This is a genomic window from Alteromonas sp. CI.11.F.A3, from assembly GCF_032925565.1.
GTDB lineage: Bacteria > Pseudomonadota > Gammaproteobacteria > Enterobacterales > Alteromonadaceae > Alteromonas.
In genome coordinates, this window is sequence record NZ_CP136708.1 from 3,667,279 (window position 1) to 3,688,064 (window position 20,786).

At 43.5% G+C, this 20,786-nt stretch carries 21 protein-coding genes; 5 read left to right on the top strand and 16 right to left on the bottom strand.

All coding sequences use genetic code 11. The annotated features are described in order from the left end of the window. Positions 1–565: 565 nt before the first annotated feature. Complete coding sequence (locus tag R1T43_RS15865) at positions 566–1,417, bottom strand: flagellin (RefSeq protein WP_317350324.1); 852 nt, start codon at positions 1,415–1,417, stop codon at positions 566–568. A 660-nt stretch (positions 1,418–2,077) separates the two neighbouring features. Further along, a complete protein-coding gene (locus R1T43_RS15870) occupies positions 2,078–2,929 on the bottom strand; it encodes a flagellin (protein ID WP_317350325.1) in 852 nt (283 codons plus the stop codon). A gap of 227 nt (positions 2,930–3,156) precedes the next feature. On the opposite strand from R1T43_RS15870, the gene R1T43_RS15875 reads away from it, so the two are divergent. Beyond that, the gene (locus tag R1T43_RS15875; RefSeq protein ID WP_317350326.1) at positions 3,157–4,143 is read left to right on the top strand and encodes a hypothetical protein; all 987 of its coding nucleotides are present in this window, start codon (positions 3,157–3,159) and stop codon (positions 4,141–4,143) included. On the opposite strand, the gene flgL is transcribed toward R1T43_RS15875, so the two are convergent. The 13 genes from flgL to R1T43_RS15940 form a co-directional block, all read right to left on the bottom strand. Further along, positions 4,120–5,343 (bottom strand): flagellar hook-associated protein FlgL, encoded by a 1,224-nt coding sequence (flgL, locus tag R1T43_RS15880; RefSeq protein ID WP_211071124.1) that lies wholly within the window; start codon positions 5,341–5,343, stop codon positions 4,120–4,122. The genes R1T43_RS15875 and flgL overlap by 24 nt on opposite strands. 6 nt (positions 5,344–5,349) lie before the next feature. After that, on the bottom strand, positions 5,350–7,479 hold the full coding sequence (flgK, locus tag R1T43_RS15885; protein WP_317350327.1) for a flagellar hook-associated protein FlgK: 2,130 nt from the start codon (positions 7,477–7,479) through the stop codon (positions 5,350–5,352). Positions 7,480–7,496: 17 nt separating this feature from the next. Further along, entirely contained in the window at positions 7,497–8,447 is a 951-nt protein-coding gene (gene flgJ / locus R1T43_RS15890; protein ID WP_317350328.1) for a flagellar assembly peptidoglycan hydrolase FlgJ, read from the bottom strand. After that, the gene (locus R1T43_RS15895) at positions 8,447–9,559 is read right to left on the bottom strand and encodes a flagellar basal body P-ring protein FlgI (protein WP_317350329.1); all 1,113 of its coding nucleotides are present in this window, start codon (positions 9,557–9,559) and stop codon (positions 8,447–8,449) included. Before R1T43_RS15895 ends, flgJ begins: the two co-directional genes overlap by 1 nt. A gap of 20 nt (positions 9,560–9,579) precedes the next feature. Then, entirely contained in the window at positions 9,580–10,260 is a 681-nt protein-coding gene (gene flgH, locus R1T43_RS15900; RefSeq protein ID WP_317350330.1) for a flagellar basal body L-ring protein FlgH, read from the bottom strand. An 11-nt stretch (positions 10,261–10,271) separates the two neighbouring features. Beyond that, positions 10,272–11,060: a flagellar basal-body rod protein FlgG gene (gene flgG, locus R1T43_RS15905; protein ID WP_013785145.1), complete on the bottom strand. Its 789-nt coding sequence runs from the start codon at positions 11,058–11,060 to the stop codon at positions 10,272–10,274. A 48-nt stretch (positions 11,061–11,108) separates the two neighbouring features. Continuing rightward, a complete protein-coding gene (locus R1T43_RS15910) occupies positions 11,109–11,852 on the bottom strand; it encodes a flagellar basal body rod protein FlgF (RefSeq protein ID WP_211071120.1) in 744 nt (247 codons plus the stop codon). Between the two features lie 126 nt (positions 11,853–11,978). After that, positions 11,979–13,355 (bottom strand): flagellar hook protein FlgE, encoded by a 1,377-nt coding sequence (gene flgE / locus R1T43_RS15915; protein ID WP_013785147.1) that lies wholly within the window; start codon positions 13,353–13,355, stop codon positions 11,979–11,981. 14 nt (positions 13,356–13,369) lie between these two features. After that, a complete protein-coding gene (flgD, locus tag R1T43_RS15920; RefSeq protein WP_013785148.1) occupies positions 13,370–14,059 on the bottom strand; it encodes a flagellar hook assembly protein FlgD in 690 nt (229 codons plus the stop codon). Between the two features lie 31 nt (positions 14,060–14,090). After that, positions 14,091–14,513: a flagellar basal body rod protein FlgC gene (gene flgC / locus R1T43_RS15925; protein WP_013785149.1), complete on the bottom strand. Its 423-nt coding sequence runs from the start codon at positions 14,511–14,513 to the stop codon at positions 14,091–14,093. 2 nt (positions 14,514–14,515) lie between these two features. Beyond that, positions 14,516–14,947: a flagellar basal body rod protein FlgB gene (flgB, locus tag R1T43_RS15930; RefSeq protein WP_211071119.1), complete on the bottom strand. Its 432-nt coding sequence runs from the start codon at positions 14,945–14,947 to the stop codon at positions 14,516–14,518. Between the two features lie 178 nt (positions 14,948–15,125). Next, positions 15,126–15,956: a CheR family methyltransferase gene (locus tag R1T43_RS15935; RefSeq protein ID WP_208804209.1), complete on the bottom strand. Its 831-nt coding sequence runs from the start codon at positions 15,954–15,956 to the stop codon at positions 15,126–15,128. Positions 15,957–15,970: 14 nt separating this feature from the next. Further along, positions 15,971–16,900, bottom strand: coding sequence for a chemotaxis protein CheV (locus R1T43_RS15940; protein ID WP_211071118.1), 930 nt, complete (start codon positions 16,898–16,900; stop codon positions 15,971–15,973). A gap of 208 nt (positions 16,901–17,108) precedes the next feature. On the opposite strand from R1T43_RS15940, the gene flgA reads away from it, so the two are divergent. From flgA to flgN, 3 genes are all read left to right on the top strand, one after another. Further along, entirely contained in the window at positions 17,109–17,831 is a 723-nt protein-coding gene (flgA, locus tag R1T43_RS15945; protein WP_211071117.1) for a flagellar basal body P-ring formation chaperone FlgA, read from the top strand. A 103-nt stretch (positions 17,832–17,934) separates the two neighbouring features. Next, positions 17,935–18,267, top strand: a complete 333-nt coding sequence (gene flgM, locus R1T43_RS15950; RefSeq protein WP_208804205.1) for a flagellar biosynthesis anti-sigma factor FlgM — start codon at positions 17,935–17,937, stop codon at positions 18,265–18,267. A 10-nt stretch (positions 18,268–18,277) separates the two neighbouring features. Continuing rightward, positions 18,278–18,706, top strand: a complete 429-nt coding sequence (gene flgN, locus R1T43_RS15955; protein ID WP_211071116.1) for a flagellar export chaperone FlgN — start codon at positions 18,278–18,280, stop codon at positions 18,704–18,706. 97 nt (positions 18,707–18,803) lie between these two features. On the opposite strand, the gene R1T43_RS15960 is transcribed toward flgN, so the two are convergent. After that, on the bottom strand, positions 18,804–19,256 hold the full coding sequence (locus tag R1T43_RS15960; protein WP_317355882.1) for an LPP20 family lipoprotein: 453 nt from the start codon (positions 19,254–19,256) through the stop codon (positions 18,804–18,806). Positions 19,257–19,503: 247 nt separating this feature from the next. Here R1T43_RS15960 and R1T43_RS15965 point away from each other — a divergent pair, with 247 nt between their 5' ends. Next, positions 19,504–20,733, top strand: coding sequence for a flagellar assembly protein T N-terminal domain-containing protein (locus tag R1T43_RS15965; protein WP_317350331.1), 1,230 nt, complete (start codon positions 19,504–19,506; stop codon positions 20,731–20,733). The last annotated feature ends 53 nt before the right edge of the window (positions 20,734–20,786 follow it).

The window sequence follows — 20,786 nt, forward strand, 5'->3', positions numbered from 1 at the left end:
TTTTTTTGTCTTTTTTTTAAAATAAAACAAAAAAATAATTAAGTCACTGAGTTTTAAGGATTTAATACCCTTCGATTTTTGTGAATTTTTATCTTTCCGGCCACTAAAGCGACACAAATGCTAATCTATTTATGATTAATCGATTCACATTCTGGCTGGCAACATTTGCTTTTAACGGTATTGCGGCATCATTAGGTTTAACAATGATTCGTAGATTGGAAACATTAAGTGAATACACTTGGCATAGAAGGTGCATTTGAATTTGTGAATCATTAATTTTGCTCAAGTTAATGATTTCAGTTTGGCAGGGTGTTTCGGCTTAGAATAAAAAAAGGCCGAGACATTAAATCTCGGCCAATCTGCTCACGTTAGGAGATTGAGCAAATACTGTTTCAGTCGGCTGGCAGGGTTTTAGTAGGATAAACTGGCCTCTCAACCAACACTTCTACACTCTCAGTCCTGTTAGTCGGCGCTTTCTCAAAGGGGGCGGCCTTAAATGGCCGCCATTCCTTCATTAGGGGATGGCCTCTCAACTCCTTCCCAATTAAAACGCCTTATTTACTTCTTACCCTAGTAGTGACAATGCCGCTTGTGGACGTTGGTTCGCCTGGGCAAGAATAGTTGTACTTGCTTGTTGAAGAATCTGGTTACGGCTCAACTCTGCCGTTTCGGTGGCAAAATCTGTATCTTTAATTCGTGATCTTGCCGCAGATACATTTTCAGAAATATTACTCAAGTTTCTGATGGTAGATTGGAAGCGGTTTTGAAGCGCACCCAAGTCTGCACGCAGGCCACCTATTGCAGATATCGCATTATCTACTGAACCAAGCAATGCTGATGCATTCGTTTCTGTTAATACATCATTATTCCCACCGGTAATTCCTAAGCCTGTCGCACTAAAGCCATCAATGCCTGCACGGCCTAACGCTTGTGTAGACAAGTTAACAGAAATCGTTTGCCCTGCGTTGGCGCCTACCAAGAAACGAGCTGAAAATGCACCAGATAGTACGTCTACGCCAGCAAACTGGGTTGTGGTAGCAATACGTGAAATTTCAGTACGAAGTGCCGACACTTCTTTTTGAAGCGCTAGTCTATCCGCAGAAGAGTTAATACCATTTTGCGATTGGATAGCCAGGGTACGAATTCGCTGCAAAGCTGTGGTGGTTTCTTGCATTGCACCTTCAGCGGTTTGCGATAATGAAATCGCATCGTTTGCATTACGTACCGCTTGGTTTAGACCTTGAACTTGCGAGGTCATACGGTCAGTAATTTGCAGACCCGCTGCATCATCAGCGGCACTGTTAATTCTAAAACCAGATGATAAACGTTCAAATGCAGTATCTAAGTTGTTGCCTGTTGAGAACAACTGGCGCTGCGCATTAAGCGATGACACATTAGTATTTACGAATAGACTCATGAGAGGTCTCCTAACAGTTTAAGTTTTGCGCTATTGATTTTATTATTTGCGCGAGTTAATTAAATATTTTGGCATAGCTTGTGCTTCACATAATTGTCAGGATTTTATTCTGACGCTTTAACGGGTCACTCCCGGTGAAGCTTGTTATACAGAGAAGGAAACTTCTCTTTTGCTGACTGTCGGGTTTGTTGTTCCAGACCTCAAACCTCTCACTACCTCCTGGCTTCATTCTCGCCAGTCAGCAGCCCAATCAGCAAACTTAACTCTTTATCGACTTACCTCACCATTTCCTTTAGAACTTTATGAAAATGATTTTTCTGATTTTAAGCTATTGATCTCCTGACAATATCTAAAACCAAGTAGTCAACTAACACTCGTCAAAACCTCTTAAACTTATTGCTTTTATTATTCGTTTTAGGCTTTAAAGAGAGGAAGTAATGTTTACCTTCCCTTTGTTATAGTTATCGTACCGGACTGCCGTTTACTTTAGGTTTTTTTGATCTTTTTGAAAAAACCTTTTATTTCAATATTTTAATTCGCAGAAATAAAAAAAGGCCGATTAAAAAATCGGCCTTTTTAAATTTAATTCACTGTAGAACAGCTGAGGTTAAAGGTTCACTACCTCCTGGCCCCATTCTCTCACTATTAACGACTGGGGTATTAACCTAGAAGCTGAAGTGCTGCCTGTGGACGCTGATTCGCCTGAGACAACACAGTAGTGCTCGCCTGCTGTAGAATCTGGTTACGAGTCAAGTTAGCTGTTTCAGTAGCAAAATCGGTATCTTTGATTTGTGAACGTGCTGCTGATACGTTTTCAGAAATGTTACTAAGGTTACGAATCGTTGACTGGAAACGGTTTTGAAGCGCACCTAAGTCGGCACGAAGACCACCCACAGCTGAAATAGCGTTATCTACGCTAGCTAACATGCTTGATGCATTTTCACTGGTTAGTACGTTATTTGTACCGCCAGTAATTCCTAAACCTGTAGCACTGAAACCATCTACACCAGCGTTTGACAACGGGGTAGTTGAAAGATTTACAGAAATCGTTTGGCCAGCATTTGCACCTACCAAGAACTTGGCAGAGAAGTCACCTGACAATATATTTACACCAGCAAACTGAGTTGTGGTTGAAATACGCGATATTTCAGTTCTTAGTGCAGATACTTCTTTTTGAAGTGCTACACGGTCAGCAGAGCTGTTGATACCGTTTTGTGATTGGATTGCTAGTGTACGAATACGTTGAAGAGAAGTAGTCGTTTCAGACAACGCACCTTCAGCGGTTTGCGATAGTGAGATCGCATCGTTAGCGTTACGTACCGCTTGGTTTAGACCTTGAACTTGTGAAGTCATTCGGTCGGTGATTTGTAGACCTGCGGCGTCATCTGCAGCACTGTTTATACGGAAACCCGAAGACAGACGCTCAAAAGACGTACCCAAAGAATTGCTTACATCAAATAATTGACGCTGAGCATTCAATGAGGAAACATTGGTATTGACGAACATAGACATAAAGTCTCTCCTACACTCTCAGTCCAGCGTGAGCTGGCTGCCGGGGATCCGGCTATTACAATTTTAATAGTCACCAATACCTGAGGGGTAATGATGAACTGGCTCTCTCAGTGTTTGTATCGACATAACCGCAGTTCCCTTTAGAATTATTTACAAAAATTGCCGTAGTGCGGTATAAAATTGCCGTCTACGATTACATAACAGTCGGTTTTTAAAAGAGTATTAGCGTGAATATAAATTTGAAGATTAACGCGGTTGACCGAGTTTCATCTGAAGGTGAGCACTGCGCGTTTACTGATTTAATCGAAAATCCCTTCGACATTAGTCGTAAGTCACTACTGAGCTGCTATCGACGGGGCGTAAATCATATAAGCCCAGATGGTGTTGTGATTGTCTGTAAAGTGAATATTGATACTGGGGCAAAAACTTACCAACGACTGGCACTACCCGCCTGGGATTTACGCGATCCAAAATTTTGTTTTGATGGACGAAAGTTAATCATCACAGCCTACGCTAAGCACAAAGACGTAAATACCGGTGCGATAACCACTAAAATGGTGAGTTACTTTTCTACCACCGGTGAGTCTTGGTCAACACCCCACTTTTTCGGACATTCAGGTTGGTGGCTTTGGCGCTTAACATGGAACAAGGGAAAGGCTTATGGGTTTGCCTATAATCGTAAAAATCAAAGGATTGATTTATTTGAAGGCAACCCACTCAAACAACTTTACCTTCAAAAGAAAGGCGCTATGTCTTTTGAAGAACACAAATTTGGCTATCCGAATGAAAGCCATATATTGTTTGATGATGCTGATAGAGCGACGGCGATTGTACGCCGAGATGCAGATAGCTTCAGCGCCAAATTAGGCTTTTCATCACCGCCTTACACGAATTGGAAATGGCATGATTTGAAACATTATATTGGCGGACCGGTTATGCTATCACTAACAGAAAATAGCTATGTGGTAGCAGGTAGAAATTGGGATGGTAAAAATCTGACAACGGCAATTTGGTTACTTTCATTAACTGATTATTCGCTGAAACTTCTGATTACCTTACCGAGTAAAGGAGACAATAGTTACCCAGGCTTGGTATGGCAAGACGACACTTTGTATGTCTCTTACTATTCAGATCATATCGATAATAAAACCCGAGTATACCTTGCCACACTATCGGGGATGAATACCTTACTAGATGAAGTTGAACAAGGATAAATTAGATACTTGCGGGAATGTCGCTAGCGCCGCACTGAGTGCAGTTTCTTGTTTGGCAAATTCCGTAGAGGCTTCTGCATAATCAACATCTTGGATTGATGAGCGAGATGCCTTTGCCGCAATTTCCATATCAAGATTACTTTCGTAAGTGGATTCAGCGATATTTAAGCGACTACCTATAGAGGCGCGTTCGAGAGATATTTTTTCTAGCCCATTATCTAACCCTACTAACGAATCGGCAATAGCCTCTTGCAGCGCACTATCATCAATGGTGCTGTCCATGAGTATGGTTTGAATTTCATGAAGCGATTGGGCCATACTCTTTTTCTCAGGCGCATCCAAAGAAAAATTAATGGTATCGCCAACGGCTGCACTCGCTTCAAACTGCATGCCTTTGATAGTAAATGGGCTACCGGATGTATAATCAACCGTTCCCACAACAGCACCGGTGCCAGTATTGGTTAGCTGTGCTTCTCCCGATGCCAAAAACTCTACTTGATAGTCATTATTAGCACTGGTTACAGGGTCATAATTCTTGTTGAAAAAGGTATCGAACGTACCTTGTTCTTTTACCACTGTGTTTTGTAAGTCCGCGACTGTACTGCCGGTTACAGAAAAATCAAAACGTGATAGTACGTTCTCAAAAACCTCATAACCGTTGCTGGTAGATTGTATTTTTGAGCTAGACGATAGCTGAATAAAACTTACACCAGCATCACCTGAAAACGTGATGGCATTTCCTGATGAGGCGGGGTTATAGGTAAAGGCTTGGTTTGCAGATTGATAACCTGCATACATATAATTTCCATCGGCGTCTTGGGTATTCATTAAGTCGAAAATCTCCAACTTAATTTGTTCTAACTCAGCCCCAATGGCGCGTTTATCAGGGTCGTCAAGAATGCCTGAGCCCGCTTGAACAACTAATGTTCTAGCGCGATTAATCGAATTGGTAATATTTGTAAGCACTGCTTCTTGCTGTTCTAGAGAACCTGTTACCAAATCATTATTTCGTTGAAACTGCGTCAGCCCATCAAGCTCTTCGGTCAAGCGCAATACTTTTGCAGCGCCCACTGGGTCGTCTGCCGGCGTAAGGATCCGTTTTCCCGTTGCTAACTGCTCTTGTGTTTTAGCCAACCCTTCTTGGTTTTCCATAATGGAGCGAATGCTTTGGTCGTAAATTTGACTCGTTGATATACGCATAATCTGTTACCTCGCTGCACTTAGAATAGTATCGAACAACTCTTGCGCTGTGCTTAAAATTCGTGCTGCGGCAGAATAAGACTGCTGAAACTTGACTAGGTTTGCCGCCTCTTCATCTAGGCTTACCCCAGATACTGACTCAAACCAATTTTCTGATTGAGTTTTCATTGCTTCTGCTGAAGTCAAAGAAATGTCAGCCATGGCTGCGTCTTCACCAATCCGCCCTACCATAGATGCATAAGCATCTTGAAAGGTACGTTGCTGATTGGTTGATTCACTACTCACTTGCACTAAGTTCTCGTTTTGCAAAGCTGCAATTTCAAGTGCATTACTGTTGTCGTTAAAACCATCGGTATTGTAACTAATCGTAAAACTATCACCCGCTTTAGGTACGCCATCTAAACTAATGTCATAACCTGGGTAGTCATCTAATGATGAAAATGCAGCAGGCCAAGCAGGACCGCTGCCGTTGCTTTGTGCCTGAGCGAGTAAATTGCTTAAATTAGTGGCGCCGGTCACATTGGTAATGACATTAGGCGGCGTTTCTCCATCTAGCACTTGGTAGCTATCTTCGGCGGTAAAGACAATTTGAGCTGGGGCGCCAAACGTACCGCTAGGTGAGCTAGCTAAATCATGTATACCACCTGCACCATCAAATGCAGATTGTTCAGTACCACCGCCGACTTCAGTGTTTGTAATTGTTACCCCACTCACATTGGCGCTACCTAAATTCGTGGCATCCGCTTGTGCCCTTACTGGCGCGGCGAACGCGAGATCTTCAGGTCTGTTTGTGGCTAACTCAATGGAAGATGCAATCGTTTTAGTCGGCTGCATCAAAAACTCATCCCCTACCGCATAGGTTGAAGCCCCACCAAATTCTACTTCAATACCGCCGGGTAACTCATTAAACCCACTAGTAACACTGTAGTTTGAAAAGACAATATCATTTCCAGAGCCGTCTTTTTGCGGGGTTCCATCAGGATTTAAAAAAGTAATTTCTATTTCGCTGGGAACACCTGCCGCTACAGCAGTTACCTCTATTTGATAATCGGCATCAGTCAGTTCTGCCCCTTTACCTGCGATAAGTTGACCAACAACCTGATAATCCCCGCTGGTATCCTGTGTTTCTAAACCTCTAAACGTAGGGATGTCAAAAATATTGCCGCCCAATTGGCCGTCTAAATCCATCCCGAGTTTGTTTTGGGTATTAACTGCATCGGCAAAAGTGACAGCAAGTTGGCCCACATCGCGCATAGCAGTGCCAAGCACTTCATTTCTGTAACGAAATAACCCGCCTAGGCTGCCACCTAAGTCACTTTCAACAACACGAACCGTAGTATCGTTCTTCGTTTGAGAACCAAAATCTGTTTCTAACTTTAGCTCTTTGCTAGTTGAATCTGCACTGGTACTTATTTCAAATAAATTAAACGCACCATTATCTAATATGAGTGATTCGCCAGTGGTCAAATTTACGGTAATCGCTCCGTTTTGACTCTGACTCTCTTTCACATTGATAGCCATAATCGAGGCGAGTTCTTCAACAGCGGCATCTCGTTTATTCATCAATGCACTGGGTTCGTCGCTGGTGTTATTCCCTTTGGCAATGACAATATTTTTGTTTAGTTCGCCAATAGAGCTAATCAAGCTATTGGTTCTGTTAACCAACGACGTGACTTCAAGATTAAACTCTTCTTCCTTTTCAACCATGTAATCTGACAGGGTTTTCATACGCTGATACAGCGATTCTGACTTTCCTAATACCTGTTCACGAGAGGCCAAGTTAGTAGGGTCGTCTGAGGCAGTTTGGACTGCTGCAAAATAATCACTAATGCCTTTAGAAAGGGAGTTCGCTTCACTCGCAAGTAGGTTATCAATTGCTGACGTTTTGGAAGAAAAGGCCTCTAGTTCACCCACCGAAGTTATATCGCGGCGAAGCTGGTTTTGCGCAAATACGTTAATAATTCGTTCTGTATTACCGATTTCAACACCAAATACATCACTATTAACAAGCTCGGTTCGTTCGCGTACGTACCCAGGCGTATTTACATTGGCAATATTATTACTGGTCGTTTGTAAAAGCTTACTACTGGCGTTTACACCACTGGTGGCTAGGGAAAATAAATCAACTGCGCTCATATATTAAACCCCTCTTCTTACGGCATTAAGCCGTTAAGCCTATCGCTGTTGTAAACGGCCATAATTTTACTGGCATAATTAGGATCCGTAGCATATCCAGCGCTTTGTAGCTCACGGGTATAGCTGTGGGCATCTGAGGCTTGTTCTACAGCTTGCTGATAACGGGGCTGAGTGACGATAAAGCGCCCGTAATCATGAACTGCCTCTTCTAATGATGCATAAGAACGAAATGCTGCTTTTTGCTTTTGTGGAATGCCGCTATTAAATTCAAGTGTATCGACAACTGCTTGGCTGCCTTCCCACTGCGCATTCGCTTTTATACCAAAAAGATTGTGCGAACTTTCGCCATCCGCGTTATGAATAACAAACTTACCCCAACCCGTTTCAACCGCAGCCTGCGCAATAATAGCTTTAGCATCCATACCGTACTTTTCAGCCACTTGTTCAGCATAGGGGCGTAAGGTTTCAACAAAGTCTTCAGGGCTATCGAACATGCTGTCTTTAGTGGCCGATTGCACACCTTTAGATTCAGAAGCCAGCACAGTTTCTTGGGCTTGCTCTGTGGCAATAACACGGTCACGGTTGAGCGAGCTCAAGTTGCCGTCACTGCGAATTACGCTGGCAGGTAAATAACTGTCTTCAGATTGACCCATTTGTTTTACGATAATATCAGCTAATCCCAAACCGCCGCCTGACGTTAAATCAGTTGCAAGTTGTTGGTCGTGCATATCGCGATAGAACTTAACTTGTTGAGAATTGAATGGGCTATTTTCATCGGCAAGGGCGTCTTGTGCTTTACGCATAGACTTCAGCATCATTTGCACAAATATGGCTTCAAATTGCTCTGCCGCTTCTTGCAATACACTTTCATCACCCGAAGCAATGGCCTCGCGCATTTTGTTGATACTGCCAAGATCGTGGACATTGCGTGCCATATCGAGCTGATTTTTTGAGCTGAATGCTTCCATTAGATGATCACCAATTCACCATGAAGTGCACCGGCCTGTCTTAATGCTTCTAAAATCGCCATTAAATCACCAGGTGCAGCACCTACTTCGTTGACGGCTCGCACTAGCTGATCGAGTGTCACCCCAGGCTCAAAAGAAAACATGCGACTGTCTGATAAATCCACATCTACAATCGACTGTGTGGTTACAACCGTTTCACCATCCGCAAACGCGTTGGGTTGAGTAACCTGTTGGTTTTCTGAAATTGTCACGGTTAACCCGCCATGGGTAATAGCGGCAGGCAGTAAACGTACGTCTCGACCAATTACAATCGTACCGGTACGACTATTGATAACAACCCGCGCAGGCGCATCAGCCGGCGTGAATTCAAAATTTTCTAGTGTGGCCAAAAAGCCCACTCGCTGACCAACATCTCTTGGCGCGGACACACGTACTGACGCGGCATCAATGGGCGTTGCTATGGAATAGCCTTTTTCTGGCTGTGCACCTAATCGCTCGTTTATCACATCAGCTAACGCCTTTGCTGTTGAAAAATCAGGGTAATGCAAGTTCAGTGTTAATGAATCGCCATTAGCAAAACCGCTTGGTACGGTTTGCTCAACCATGGCACCGTTTGGAATACGACCTACAGTCGGTGTATTCACCACAATACGTGAACCATCACCGCCTTGAGCACCAAAACCACTCACAACCAAACTACCTTGCGCTACGGCGTACACTTTGCCATCTACACCGCGAAGAAACGTTTGTAGAAGCGTGCCGCCTTGCAAACTACTCGCTTCGCCTACTGACGACACGGTAATATCAATGGTTTGCCCTGGCTTAGTAAAAGCAGGCAATTCTGCGTGAACAGCCACGGCTGCCACGTTTTTAATTTTAGGTTTGGTATTGGAGTCTAAGCTAATACCAAAATTACTTAACATGGTACGGAAGCTTTGCTCGGTGAAAGGGCTTTGCTCACCGGTGCCCGGTAGGCCAACCACTAAACCGTAACCTACCAATTGGTTGCTTCTCACCCCTTGGATACTCGCCAAGTCTTTGATGCGTTGCGCATTAGCATTGCTAGACAACACCAATGTAAATGCGATAAGTACCACTGAAAACAAACGCATAATGATTCTCCTAGCCCCGCTTAAAGCGGCCACCATGATGATGTAAAAAACTTCGTGAGCCAGCCTTTCTCTTGCGAACTGGCAAAAGAACCGGTACCGCTATATTGAATTCTGGCGTTTGCTATTTTTGTAGATAGCACTTCATTTTCGGGGCTAATGTCAGATAAGCGAATAATGCCGGTTAAACGAATATATTCGTCGCCATGATTTAAGGTAAGCCACTTTTCGCCGCGAATAACCAAATTGTCATTGGGTAGCACTTCCACTACGGTTACCGATATATTTCCCGATAGACTATTGCTTTGGTTTGTTGCTGCATCGCCGGCAAAGTCGTTTGAAGAACTTACACCGAGCTGAACAGATTGCCCGCCAATATTTAGCGCTTGCCCGCCTAAACCGGTAATTGTGTCTAAATCTACTGTGGTGTCTTTTGATGTCGACGTACCGGCTGATTTACTTGCATTAGTATTTTCACTTAACGTGATAGTAATAATGTCGCCCACCCTTCTGGCCGTCATATCTGAATATAAGCTGTTGGCCATATACGAGCGGAACAACGAACCATCTTCTACAATCTTCTCGCGAGGGTAATCTGGTACCACAGGAGCAAACGACGGATCATTAGCTTGTACCGGTGGCTGGTTAGTGCTTGCGCAACCTGCCAAAATTGCGACTGAAAGAAAGAGTCCGAGAATTCGCATAACATTACTCACTAAAGTTGCTGAATGACTTGCCCAAGCATCTGATCCACCGACGAAATCACTTTGGAGTTCATTTCGTACAAACGCTGGCTTTCAATCAAATTAACCAGCTCTTCGGTCACATTCACGTTAGAGGTTTCTAACGTACCTTGTGCAATAGTGCCTATACCTTGAAGGCCTGGAACACCCTGAATAGGCGCGCCGCTTGATGCGGTTTCAACGTAAAGGTTCTGCCCAATAGGCTGTAGGCCAGTTGGGTTGATAAAGTCTGATAGGTTCATTTGCCCTAGCACTTGCGGTTCTGCTTGACCACGAATTGACACGCTAATTTCACCGTCTTGTGAAATGGTAATTTGCTGCGCATCCTCTGGAATAGCCACTTCAGGTTGTAATAAAAAGCCAGCGCCAGAAGTCACTATTTGACCTTGGTCATTCATTGAAAACTGACCATTTCTTGAATACGCAATGGTGCCATCAGGCTGTAATATTTCGAAATAACCGCGCCCTTGAATAGACATATCCAATGCATTATCAGTGGTTAGCAAGTTACCTTGGGTATGCGCTTTTTGCGTTGATACCACTTTTGAACCAGAACCTAACATAAGGCCAGACGGTAATTCAGTATCAGCTGATGAACGGCCACCAGGTTGGTTTATATTTTGATAAAGCAAGTCTTCAAAGATTGCTCTGTCTTTTTTAAAGCCTACCGTTGATGCGTTAGCCAGGTTGTTCGATACCACCGCGACATCTGTTTGCGCGGCATCAAGACCTGTTTTACTTATCCACAATGCTGGGTGCATGGCGACCTCCTAACCTTTTAAGTTCGTATAACGAAATTGTTAACTAATCTATAGAATGCGTAGTAACTGGTTGCCGCGAGAATCTAGCTCGTCAGCTTGCTTCATCATCTTCACTTGAAGCTCGTAGTGGCGCTGAAGGCTTATCATGTTGACCATTTCATCAACGGCATTTACGTTCGAGCCTTCCAACATGCCAGACATCACTTTCACACCAGCGTTTGCTGGCGCTACCGTGCCGTCTTCCATTCTAAATAAACCATCAGTGCCACGTTCCATATCGGCATAGTTCGGTTTAACCAATTTCAGCCGGCCAACATCTTCAATCACATTTGCTGGTGCGCCAAGCTGTCTCATTGACAAGGTGCCGTCCATACCAATATCTAGGTTATCCAGTGGTACAGGAAGAAAGATTGGACCGTTATCACCTAAAACCGGGCGATTGTGCACATCTGTCAAAATACCGTCGTCACCCAACTTAAAGTTACCGTCACGAGAATAAGCTTCTTGGCCATTGTCGTCTTGAACGGCAAACCAGCCATCGCCTTGGATAGCAACGTCTAAATCACGACCCGTTTGAATCATAGGGCCCGATTCATAGTTGTTTGACGGACTTTCGGTCATTGAAAAAACGCGAGACGGCAAACCTTCGCCGTAGGCAGGCATTGACCTTGCCTGTTCTAACTGAGCTCTAAACCCGGTTGTTTGCGCGTTAGCCAAGTTATTGGCACGAAGCCCAGTACCTAGAAGGTCTTGAGATGCACCGCTGGCAGCAATGTAGAGAAGTTTGTCCATGACTGACTTTTGACTCTGGTTAAACCATATACAGGTTTTGCAATCCCAGTGCCAACATGCACAAATAGAAGTGGATACAAAAAAACCGCAACAAAGTTGCGGTTTTTTTTAGTTAAACATCACTGTTTATCGGATGTTCAGGATAGTCTGGTTAAGTGAGTTGTTCACTTCAAGTGCTCGAGAGTTAGCCTGGAAGTTCCGCTGTGCAATAATCATATCGATAAGCTCAGTGGTTAGGTTTACGTTAGCTTGCTCTAGCGCTGATGAGTTAATCTCACCAAACGTACCGGTAGTTGCTTCACCCGCTAATGCTTCACCAGAGAGAATACTTTCTTTCCACTCAGTGCTGCTTTGCTGGGTTAAGCCCTGCTCATTGGCAAATCTCACTAACGCCACACGTACGATAGGCTCAGACGTACCGTTTGAAAACGTCGCTCGAACCAAACCATCTGGGCCAATATCAATACCTGTTAATCGACCAACTGGCAAACCATCTTGCTCTAATGACGTAACTTCGAATGCCGATGCGTATTGTGTAGGCTCAACAGTAGTCGCATTTGAAGGGTCTAAGTTGAAATCGATACCAATTTGCTGCGTCGCATCCGCGCCGTTTGATAAAGCAGAACCAAGCGCTTCAGTCGTTAGTTTATAATCGGTAGTTTGAATGCCATCTGGTGATTCAATTCCAATAAAGTCACCACCTTGAGAAAACACAAGTTTAGCTGCTGTAACACCGTTACCTGTGTTAGTACCCAACGAGTTTACCGCTGTAGTAGGGTCGGAATCAGTACCGGTAGAATTCACTAAATCAGTAAGTTGATCGTCTACCGCTGTCGCCACATACCATTCATTGTCTGCCGCCACATCTTTAACGAAGTAATAAGTCATCACATGGCTGTCGCCTAATGAGTCGTAAACTGTTACCGAGGTTGCCGCATTGTAGGTAAGTGGATCTTGTGGGTCAAATGCTGCTGGATCTAACCCCTGATCACCTGCAGGTAAGTTCATACGGATATCAACTTCTGAGGTTTGTGCTGGAGAACCTGATGAATCTGGGATTTGTACTGGCTCTGTAGTACTTAATGCAACCGATGAGCTGGTAGAGTCTGAGTTAACGGGGAAACCTAAAAGTAAGTCGCCGTTACTGTTAACCACATAATTGTCATCATCTAACTTGAATTGACCGGCACGGGTAAACGAGAAGTCTCGTGAGGTTTCATCAGGAACCGTGGCAAAGAAACCATTACCAGTAATCGCTAAATCAAGTGCAGTATTGGTAAACTGTAAGCTACCTTGTGAAAACTGCTGAGCTACATCTTGTGTCAAAACACCGTCGCCCACCTTGGTTTTACTTCCAGCCAATAATGATGTGGCGTACACGTCGCCGAATTCAGCTCGAGACTCTTTAAAGCCAACAGTATTCACGTTTGCGATGTTATTCGCGGTTACATCTAAATCTTTTTGTGCGGCAGCTACGCCACTTAGTGCAATATTAAAAGACATGCTTCTTTCTCCTGCTAACTGCCGATTTGAATAACGTCGTCAAGACTAATGCTGACTTCGCCATCTAAATTTAAAATTACGCCCTGACCACTACCGGCCAAGCTAACACTTCCTACATGACGATTAATGGCAGTATTCAATTGAACGCCTTCACCGTTTAATTCGCCTGTAGCACTGATTACATAGTCGCCCGCTGGCATATCATTGCCTTGGGTATCTTTGCCATCCCATTCAAACTGAATGTTGCCAGCGGCTTGTGTGCCAGCATCAATGGTCTTAATCACTTCACCGTATTGATTTTCAACGGTTATCGTCATGTTTTGGACGCTTTGCTCATTAACCACAACACCCGATACCCCAGCAGCGTCGCTAGACATATGCCCTACGTTGCCCTGCACTAACACGTTCTGACCTATTAAGCTGGATGCTTGCAATGCCTGGTTAGATGTCATCGAGGCGGCGAATGACTCGAACTTATCATTCAACTGAGAAATACCGTCAGCCATAGTGAATGATGTCATTTGCGCTACCATCTGATCGTTATCTACTGGTTTAGTAGGATCCTGATTCGCTAATTGCTCGGTTAACATGGCAAAAAAGTCTTCTTGCGAAAGCTGCTGCTCTGTTCCATCGACAACCGGAACCGTCTCTTCTTGCCAGTAGAGTTCGTTGTTCAGGCCAGTGGTGTTGTTAATTGTGGTCACAGTATTTTCCTCACATTACCTATGCGGCAACTTATTGCCCTTGTCCTAGCTGCAGTACCCGACGGAATATCCGTTTGGTGGTATCAGCAACCTGAACGTTGGTTTCATAGGCTTTTGACGCCGACATCATATTTGCCATTTCTTCAACGATGTTTACGTTCGGCTTATAAATATAACCCTCTTCGTCAGCCATTGGGTTATGCGGAGCATACTCAACTTGCAAAGGCGCATCGCTTTCTACAATTCCCTTAACTTCAACACCCACACCCTTGCTTTGATCGCCCATGGCTCGCTGTAACTCAGCGGCAAACACAGGATGTCTTGCACGGTACGTTTCGTCATAACTACTGCTTACCGAGTTCGCGTTAGCAATGTTACTCGCGGTGGTGTTTAAACGAACATTTTCAGCTTCCATACCGGTACTGGAAATTGACATCACATTAAATAAGCTCATGATTACTGGCCTCCAGAACTAAGGGCTTTTTTCATACCTTTAACTTTACTATTAATAAACTCAAGTGTGGCTTGATAGCGTAAACCGTTATCTAAAAAGCGGTTACGTTCTGCCTGTACTTCTACCGTATTGCCGTCTCCGGTATCCGGTTGAGTGGGTATGCGGTATTGCATTTCAAAATTTGATGCTACCGACGATATATCGCCACCTATGTGTTTATCGTGTGTTCTTGCTAAGCTACCACCACCTAATTTGTGCTGCCCTTCTTGGGCGCTCATGGCTGACTCCATCGCTTTATTAAAGTCGATGTCTTTAGCTTTATAACCAGGGGTATTGGCGTTCGCTAGGTTTCCAGAAATGACTTCCATTCTGTCGGTGCGTATTGCTAACGCCGACTGATGAAACCCGACTAACTTGTCGAGATTAATGGCCATATTGAAAACTCCTAGCTGCGAAATTCCAAAAATACGTCGTGAATAAAGAATGACGAATTAACTATTATAGAATTTTACTAGCAAGGCAGATGCCAACCTGAAGATTGGCACTGTATAAAAAAGAGGGATGAACCGGTGAAAACCTGAACTATTACATAAAATTCAGTACGTTATATGGTTATTTCTTTTGGTAGTACAAGCCAGGATTACATTTGATCATGGCATATGTATCGCTTGCCGCACTGATAGATTCAGACGCGCCAAGGAAAAGGACACCGGCAGGTTGCAGCTGTCCGGCAATTTGTTGCAGTATCTTTTGTTTCACATCTGCCGAAAAATAAATCAGCACATTGCGGCAAAAAACGATGTCAAAGCGGCCAAGTGCTGCATAGGAGGTTAACAAATTCAAACTTCTGAATGAAACCATGTTGCGCACTTCTGGCTTAACCTGCATTTGCCCACTTTCATGAGGCTGGAAAAACATAGCCCTGCGTTGTGGCGATAACCCTCTCGCTAGCGAAAGTTCATCATATAGCCCTTGGCTACACTTATTTAGCATTTCAGAAGAAAGGTCAGTGGCTATAATTTCAACCCCTTGCCTAAGCAATCCTGGTCGCTGTTTTTGAAACTCTAGAATGGACATAGCAATAGAGTAAGGCTCTTGTCCAGACGAACAAGCTGCACTCCAAATTCTAAGCTTTTGATTTTTCGTTGCTAGTTGAGGAAGTAAATCGCGTTGTAGCAACTCAAATGGATAGGTATCTCTAAACCACAATGTTTCATTTGTGGTCATCGCATCGATGACGCTTTGTAAAAGGTTACGATCGTAACCCTTTACCACTACATCAATAAGCGCATCAGTATTGTCATAGTCATGCTTATATAACAAAGACGCAAGCCTGCTTCTTACAAGGTATTGCTTGTTTTCCCCGAGTACTATTCCACATTGTTTCTCGAGGAAGTGCCGAAACTTTTCATAGCTTGCCGGCGACACATTTTTATTATCCAACCCCTACCGCTCCGTTATTCACAATCCGTCATTAACCACTTCTGAACTGCTGTCGCTAGTTCATCGGGGTGAAATTTCGCAATAAAGTCATCCGCTCCCACTTTCTGAACCATGGCTTGATTGAATACGCCACTCAAAGAAGTGTGAAGTACAACATGAAGCTTCTGAAGTTCTGGTGTATTTTTGATTTCCGCCGTAAGGGTGTAACCGTCCATCTCTGGCATTTCTATGTCAGACACTAGCACCCCAATTCGCTTGGTAATATCACCATATTCTTCAGCGATTTCCTTCAAGCGGTTTAACGCTTCTAAACCATTCTTTGCCAGCTCAATTTCTAACCCAAGTGAGGTTAGCGCTTTTTTGACCTGGTTTCTTGCCACGGCTGAGTCGTCTGCAATGAAGATAATTTTGTCTTCTTTACCTTCCGTAGAAAGCCCTTCAGCAACATCGGCGCTTACTTCTGCATTAAGCGGTGAAATTTCATTGAGGATTTTTTCTACGTCGAGAATTTCAATTAATTCGTTTTCTACTTCAGTAACAGCGGTTAAATAACTCGCTCGGCCGGTCCCTTGAGGAGGCGGCATGATGGCATCCCAGTTGGTATTAATAATGCGCTCTACAGCGCCCACTAAAAAACCTTGTACAGAACGGTTGTATTCAGCAATAACGATAAACGCGTTTGATAAATCTTCAATACGCTTACCCCCCGTCGCCATGCTTAAATCGATTACAGAAATAGTTTGCCCACGAATATGTGCTATTCCGCGAACTAGCGAGTTCAACTTCGGCATTGAAGTCAGTGGTGGACACTGGAGCACTTCACGTACTTTAAACACGTTTATACCAAAGCGTTGACGGCCATTAAGCCTGAACAACAATAACTCAAGACGGTTTTGACCAACTAATTGGGTTCGTTGGTTAACCGAGTCTAAAATTCCCGACATATCTCACCTCTTTTTAATACTGGGCATGATCATTGCCTTCACTAAAGAGAATAGACAATATCACTAAATGTATGCAGGTCAAACGACAGAAAAATGACGGTTTCGCTGCATGTACAACTTAATCACGGACGTACGCAAGTTATTGTCTCAACCTAATTTGTCTTATAAGCATAGACAATAACTCAGTAAGTGAACACGAAAAGTGACTATGAAAAATTTAAAAAACGTAAAATCTTGGCTTACAGGAGTTCGTCTGCCACTTTTCACTGTTGTGGTGGCCGTTGCTTTAGCGCCTTACAGTTACGCTGAAACAATGCACGATGTAGTGAATAAGGGCGCAGAAGAATACCTGTTGTCGGCGCTTAGTATACACGATGAAAACACCGATATTGCTGTGAGCATTGCTGAAGTAGACGAAAGAATTAATATTCCTCAGTGCCCCACAGGATTTCAATTTCATGCGTCTGATGAATCGTTGAACCAATCGTATGTTTCGGTGCGGGTAAGTTGTGGAAATAATGATTGGTACTTGTTTACCAGTGCCCAAGTCACGAGAACGAAAGAAATTGTGGTTACATCTGGCGCGGTTAGCCCGGGCACCGTGCTCTCTGCGTCTAATTTAACGCTGGCATCGGTAGATATAAAGCGCCTTCGTTATAGTGCTTTTACCGATGTAGATGCATTAATTGGCGCTCGAATGAAGCGTCGAATTGTTGATGGCCAAGCTGTGCAATCCAATATGCTATGCTTTGTGTGCAAAGGCGATAGAATTACCATTCGCGCATCACTTGGTGGAATGGCGGTTAAAACATCAGGAATAGCACAGCAAGATGGTGTTATTGGCGATACCATAAAGGTACTCAATGCCAGTAGCCAAAAGCCTGTCATAGCGGAAGTCGCCAGCGCTCAAGAAGTCGTGGTACACTTGTAGTTCAGCGTGCTAAAAAACTACGTTTTCGTTGTATAAAAGCCTAAAGAAAAGAAGGCTTGTGCCGATAACTTATACAGAGGCGAAAAGGTAGTGGAGAAATATTATGGCAATTAACAATGTAAACAATGGGTTACCAAAAACTCCCGTTGATAATACTAAAATTTCGCAACAGAATCAGACACAGCAGTCGCAACAGCAACAAGCGACTTCTAACAATGCTTCTGTTGCTCAAGCACCACGACAAGATTCAGTATCTTTGACTCAGTCTGCACAACAGTTGAATCAAGTTCAGAAAAAAGGTTCTGAAGCGCCTGTTAATCAGGAAAAAGTCGACCGTCTTAAAAAAGCGGTTTCCAGTGGTGAATACCGAGTAAACCCGGAAGTGTTAGCGAATAAAATCGCTAAGCTTGAGGGTGAGATCTTTGGCCGCAAATAATTAGGTTTTTATGACTAGTCATCTTTATTCAGCATTATCACAACAGGTCGCTAATTTAGAGGGCCTGTGCTTGTTGCTGGAAAAAGAATTACATTTGATTAGCTCACGAGATGCAGAAACCTTGATGAGTCTGTTAGAAGATAAGTCTGCACTATTAGAGTCTATTCAGGCTGCCGACCAAAAAGTCGAGGCCTTATATCGTCAAACTACAGACGAAACAATTAGTGCAGATGAACAAGGGTTAATGGATAAAGCGAAAAGTCTGTTAGAAGACTGTAAGTATAAAACCCAAATTAATCAGAAAGCCGTAGAGCAAGGACAGCTTCGCCTCACACACTTACGGAATCTGATGTTGGAAGTTCGCGCTAAAGAGTCGTTAACCTACGATAAGAAAGGCAAGCCAAATGCTGGCCGTTTAGGTTCAGGTATTAGCGCCTAAATAATGCACTCGTCACAAAATGTCAAAATAAGAATACAAAAAAGCGCGTTTAATACGCGCTTTTTTGTGAGTGCTATTTAGCCATACATCTAAATACTTAGTAGTATTTAATGTCTTTGATTCTTTGTGGCTTCGCAGTCGTCAAATAAATGTCGTAAACGCGATGCATATCTAGTTCAAGTTCGGTGGCATAGGTATCTTCACCCACGGGGTAACTTTTTATTACCCTAGCCCCTCTAATGACTCCCTCGACAGAAGCCCGTAAGGTTTCATTATCCACCACAAGGCTAGACAGTGATTGATTACCTTCAATACGTTGTCCGTACACCTGCTCTGCAAGTTCTCTGTAAGCCTCTAGTTTTGACGCTTTGATTGCCATCAAGGTTTTCACCGTTTCGCTATCACCCCGTTGCGACATAATAGGGGCATAGCCTACAGCACTTAGCACAGGGTAACTGTCTGGCTCAACCGTCTCCCATTCCACATGTTTATCTACAAATAAACTGCATCCTGGCAAACCTGACAGGGCAGCGAATAATGCCGCTATCATCCATGCTCGGCAACTTACCAATTTCTTAAAAAACACCATCAGAGAAACCTCATTCTCAATTTTTCTATTAATGGATAAGCAATGTTTACGCCTAAATTTTAAATTTGAAACATTGGCATCTATTTCGCTTATATAAAATAGAGTAAAAATAGACACAAAAACTTAAAAAGAAACTGTTTTAAAAGAACACTGACCTAAATTAACTGATGTAGTGCTCCTTATCGCACTGCAACAAAAGGACAAGACTGTGCTTGGCATACGAACATTCGCTAAATTGTTTTTAGTTAGCATCTCTTCTGTTAAAAGAAGATATCAAGCTAGATACGCCAATGTCGCCTTTTTCATGGCGCTGTTTTGCCTTGCTACAGTAACGATAGGGCAAAGCCATGCCGCCTGGTATGAAGCCAAAGGCCAAGCCGTCATTGTAAATGGCAATAAAGAAAAAGCGCGTAGAGACGCCACTGAAGAAGCCCTAAAACAAGCTTTGTTATTCGCAGGTGCCTCGATAAGCAGTGTTCAGCAACTCACAAATGGGTTACTTGAAAGTGAAGATATTACCATTAGTAGTACAGGTGAAGTGGATCATCTCGAGCTTACTGATGAAGTGTGGCACAAGGATTATGTTACCGTAAGCGTCAGGGCAGATATCTTTCCTGCGGCAAAACAATGCACCGCAGTTAAGTACGATAAGAATATTGCCACCAGTTACTTTATGGTGGAGAACCGCAATCATTTGGTTGAAGGAAAGATACCTAACTTTTCAGAAGCAGTGACAAGAAAACTAGCGACCGAAATGTCGTCGCAGGCGCAGAATTTAAATTTAGCGTACATTGCTCCGCACACCACACGATGGGGAGTTAATGGGCTTGAAGAAAATGTGCGTGCATTGTCACAACAATCAAATGCACAGTTTGTTTTAATTGGTAGCATTAGTGACGTTAGTGTCGAAAGACAACGACCCTCTTCGTTTGCGTTCTGGAAGGAAGAAAAAGCCACCCGATACTTTTCGCTAAGCATTAAGGTTTTCGACGGTATTAATAGTGGCTTGCTGCTACAGAAAGATTACATTACTGAAGCCAAGTGGCCTTTTGACAGATTTGCTGATGTAGACGAATTTTCATCGATCTTTTGGCGAACAGAATACGGTAATGCAATTAAAAAGCAGATGCAGCAGTTAACCGCAGATATCAACGAGACTATTGCTTGCCAGCCAATGACTGGCCGAGTACTTAATGTTGCTGGTTCGCATATTTCAGTATCATTGGGGCGCGATAATGGCATAAAGAACGGTGATGAACTTTTTGTCTATCAAACCAGTGAGATTATCGACAGACACGGCAAGGCCTATTTGCAGTACCATATTTATCCTGGTGCATTTGTTGTCGAAAATGCCTATGGCAATACCGCCAGACTGATTCATAAAGACAGTGGCATTATTGCGAATATCCAAGAGAGTGATTTCGTTATTAAACGGTAACCGTAATAATTCTCTTCTACGTAGTACTTGGTTTCACATTTCCCCCATGCTAT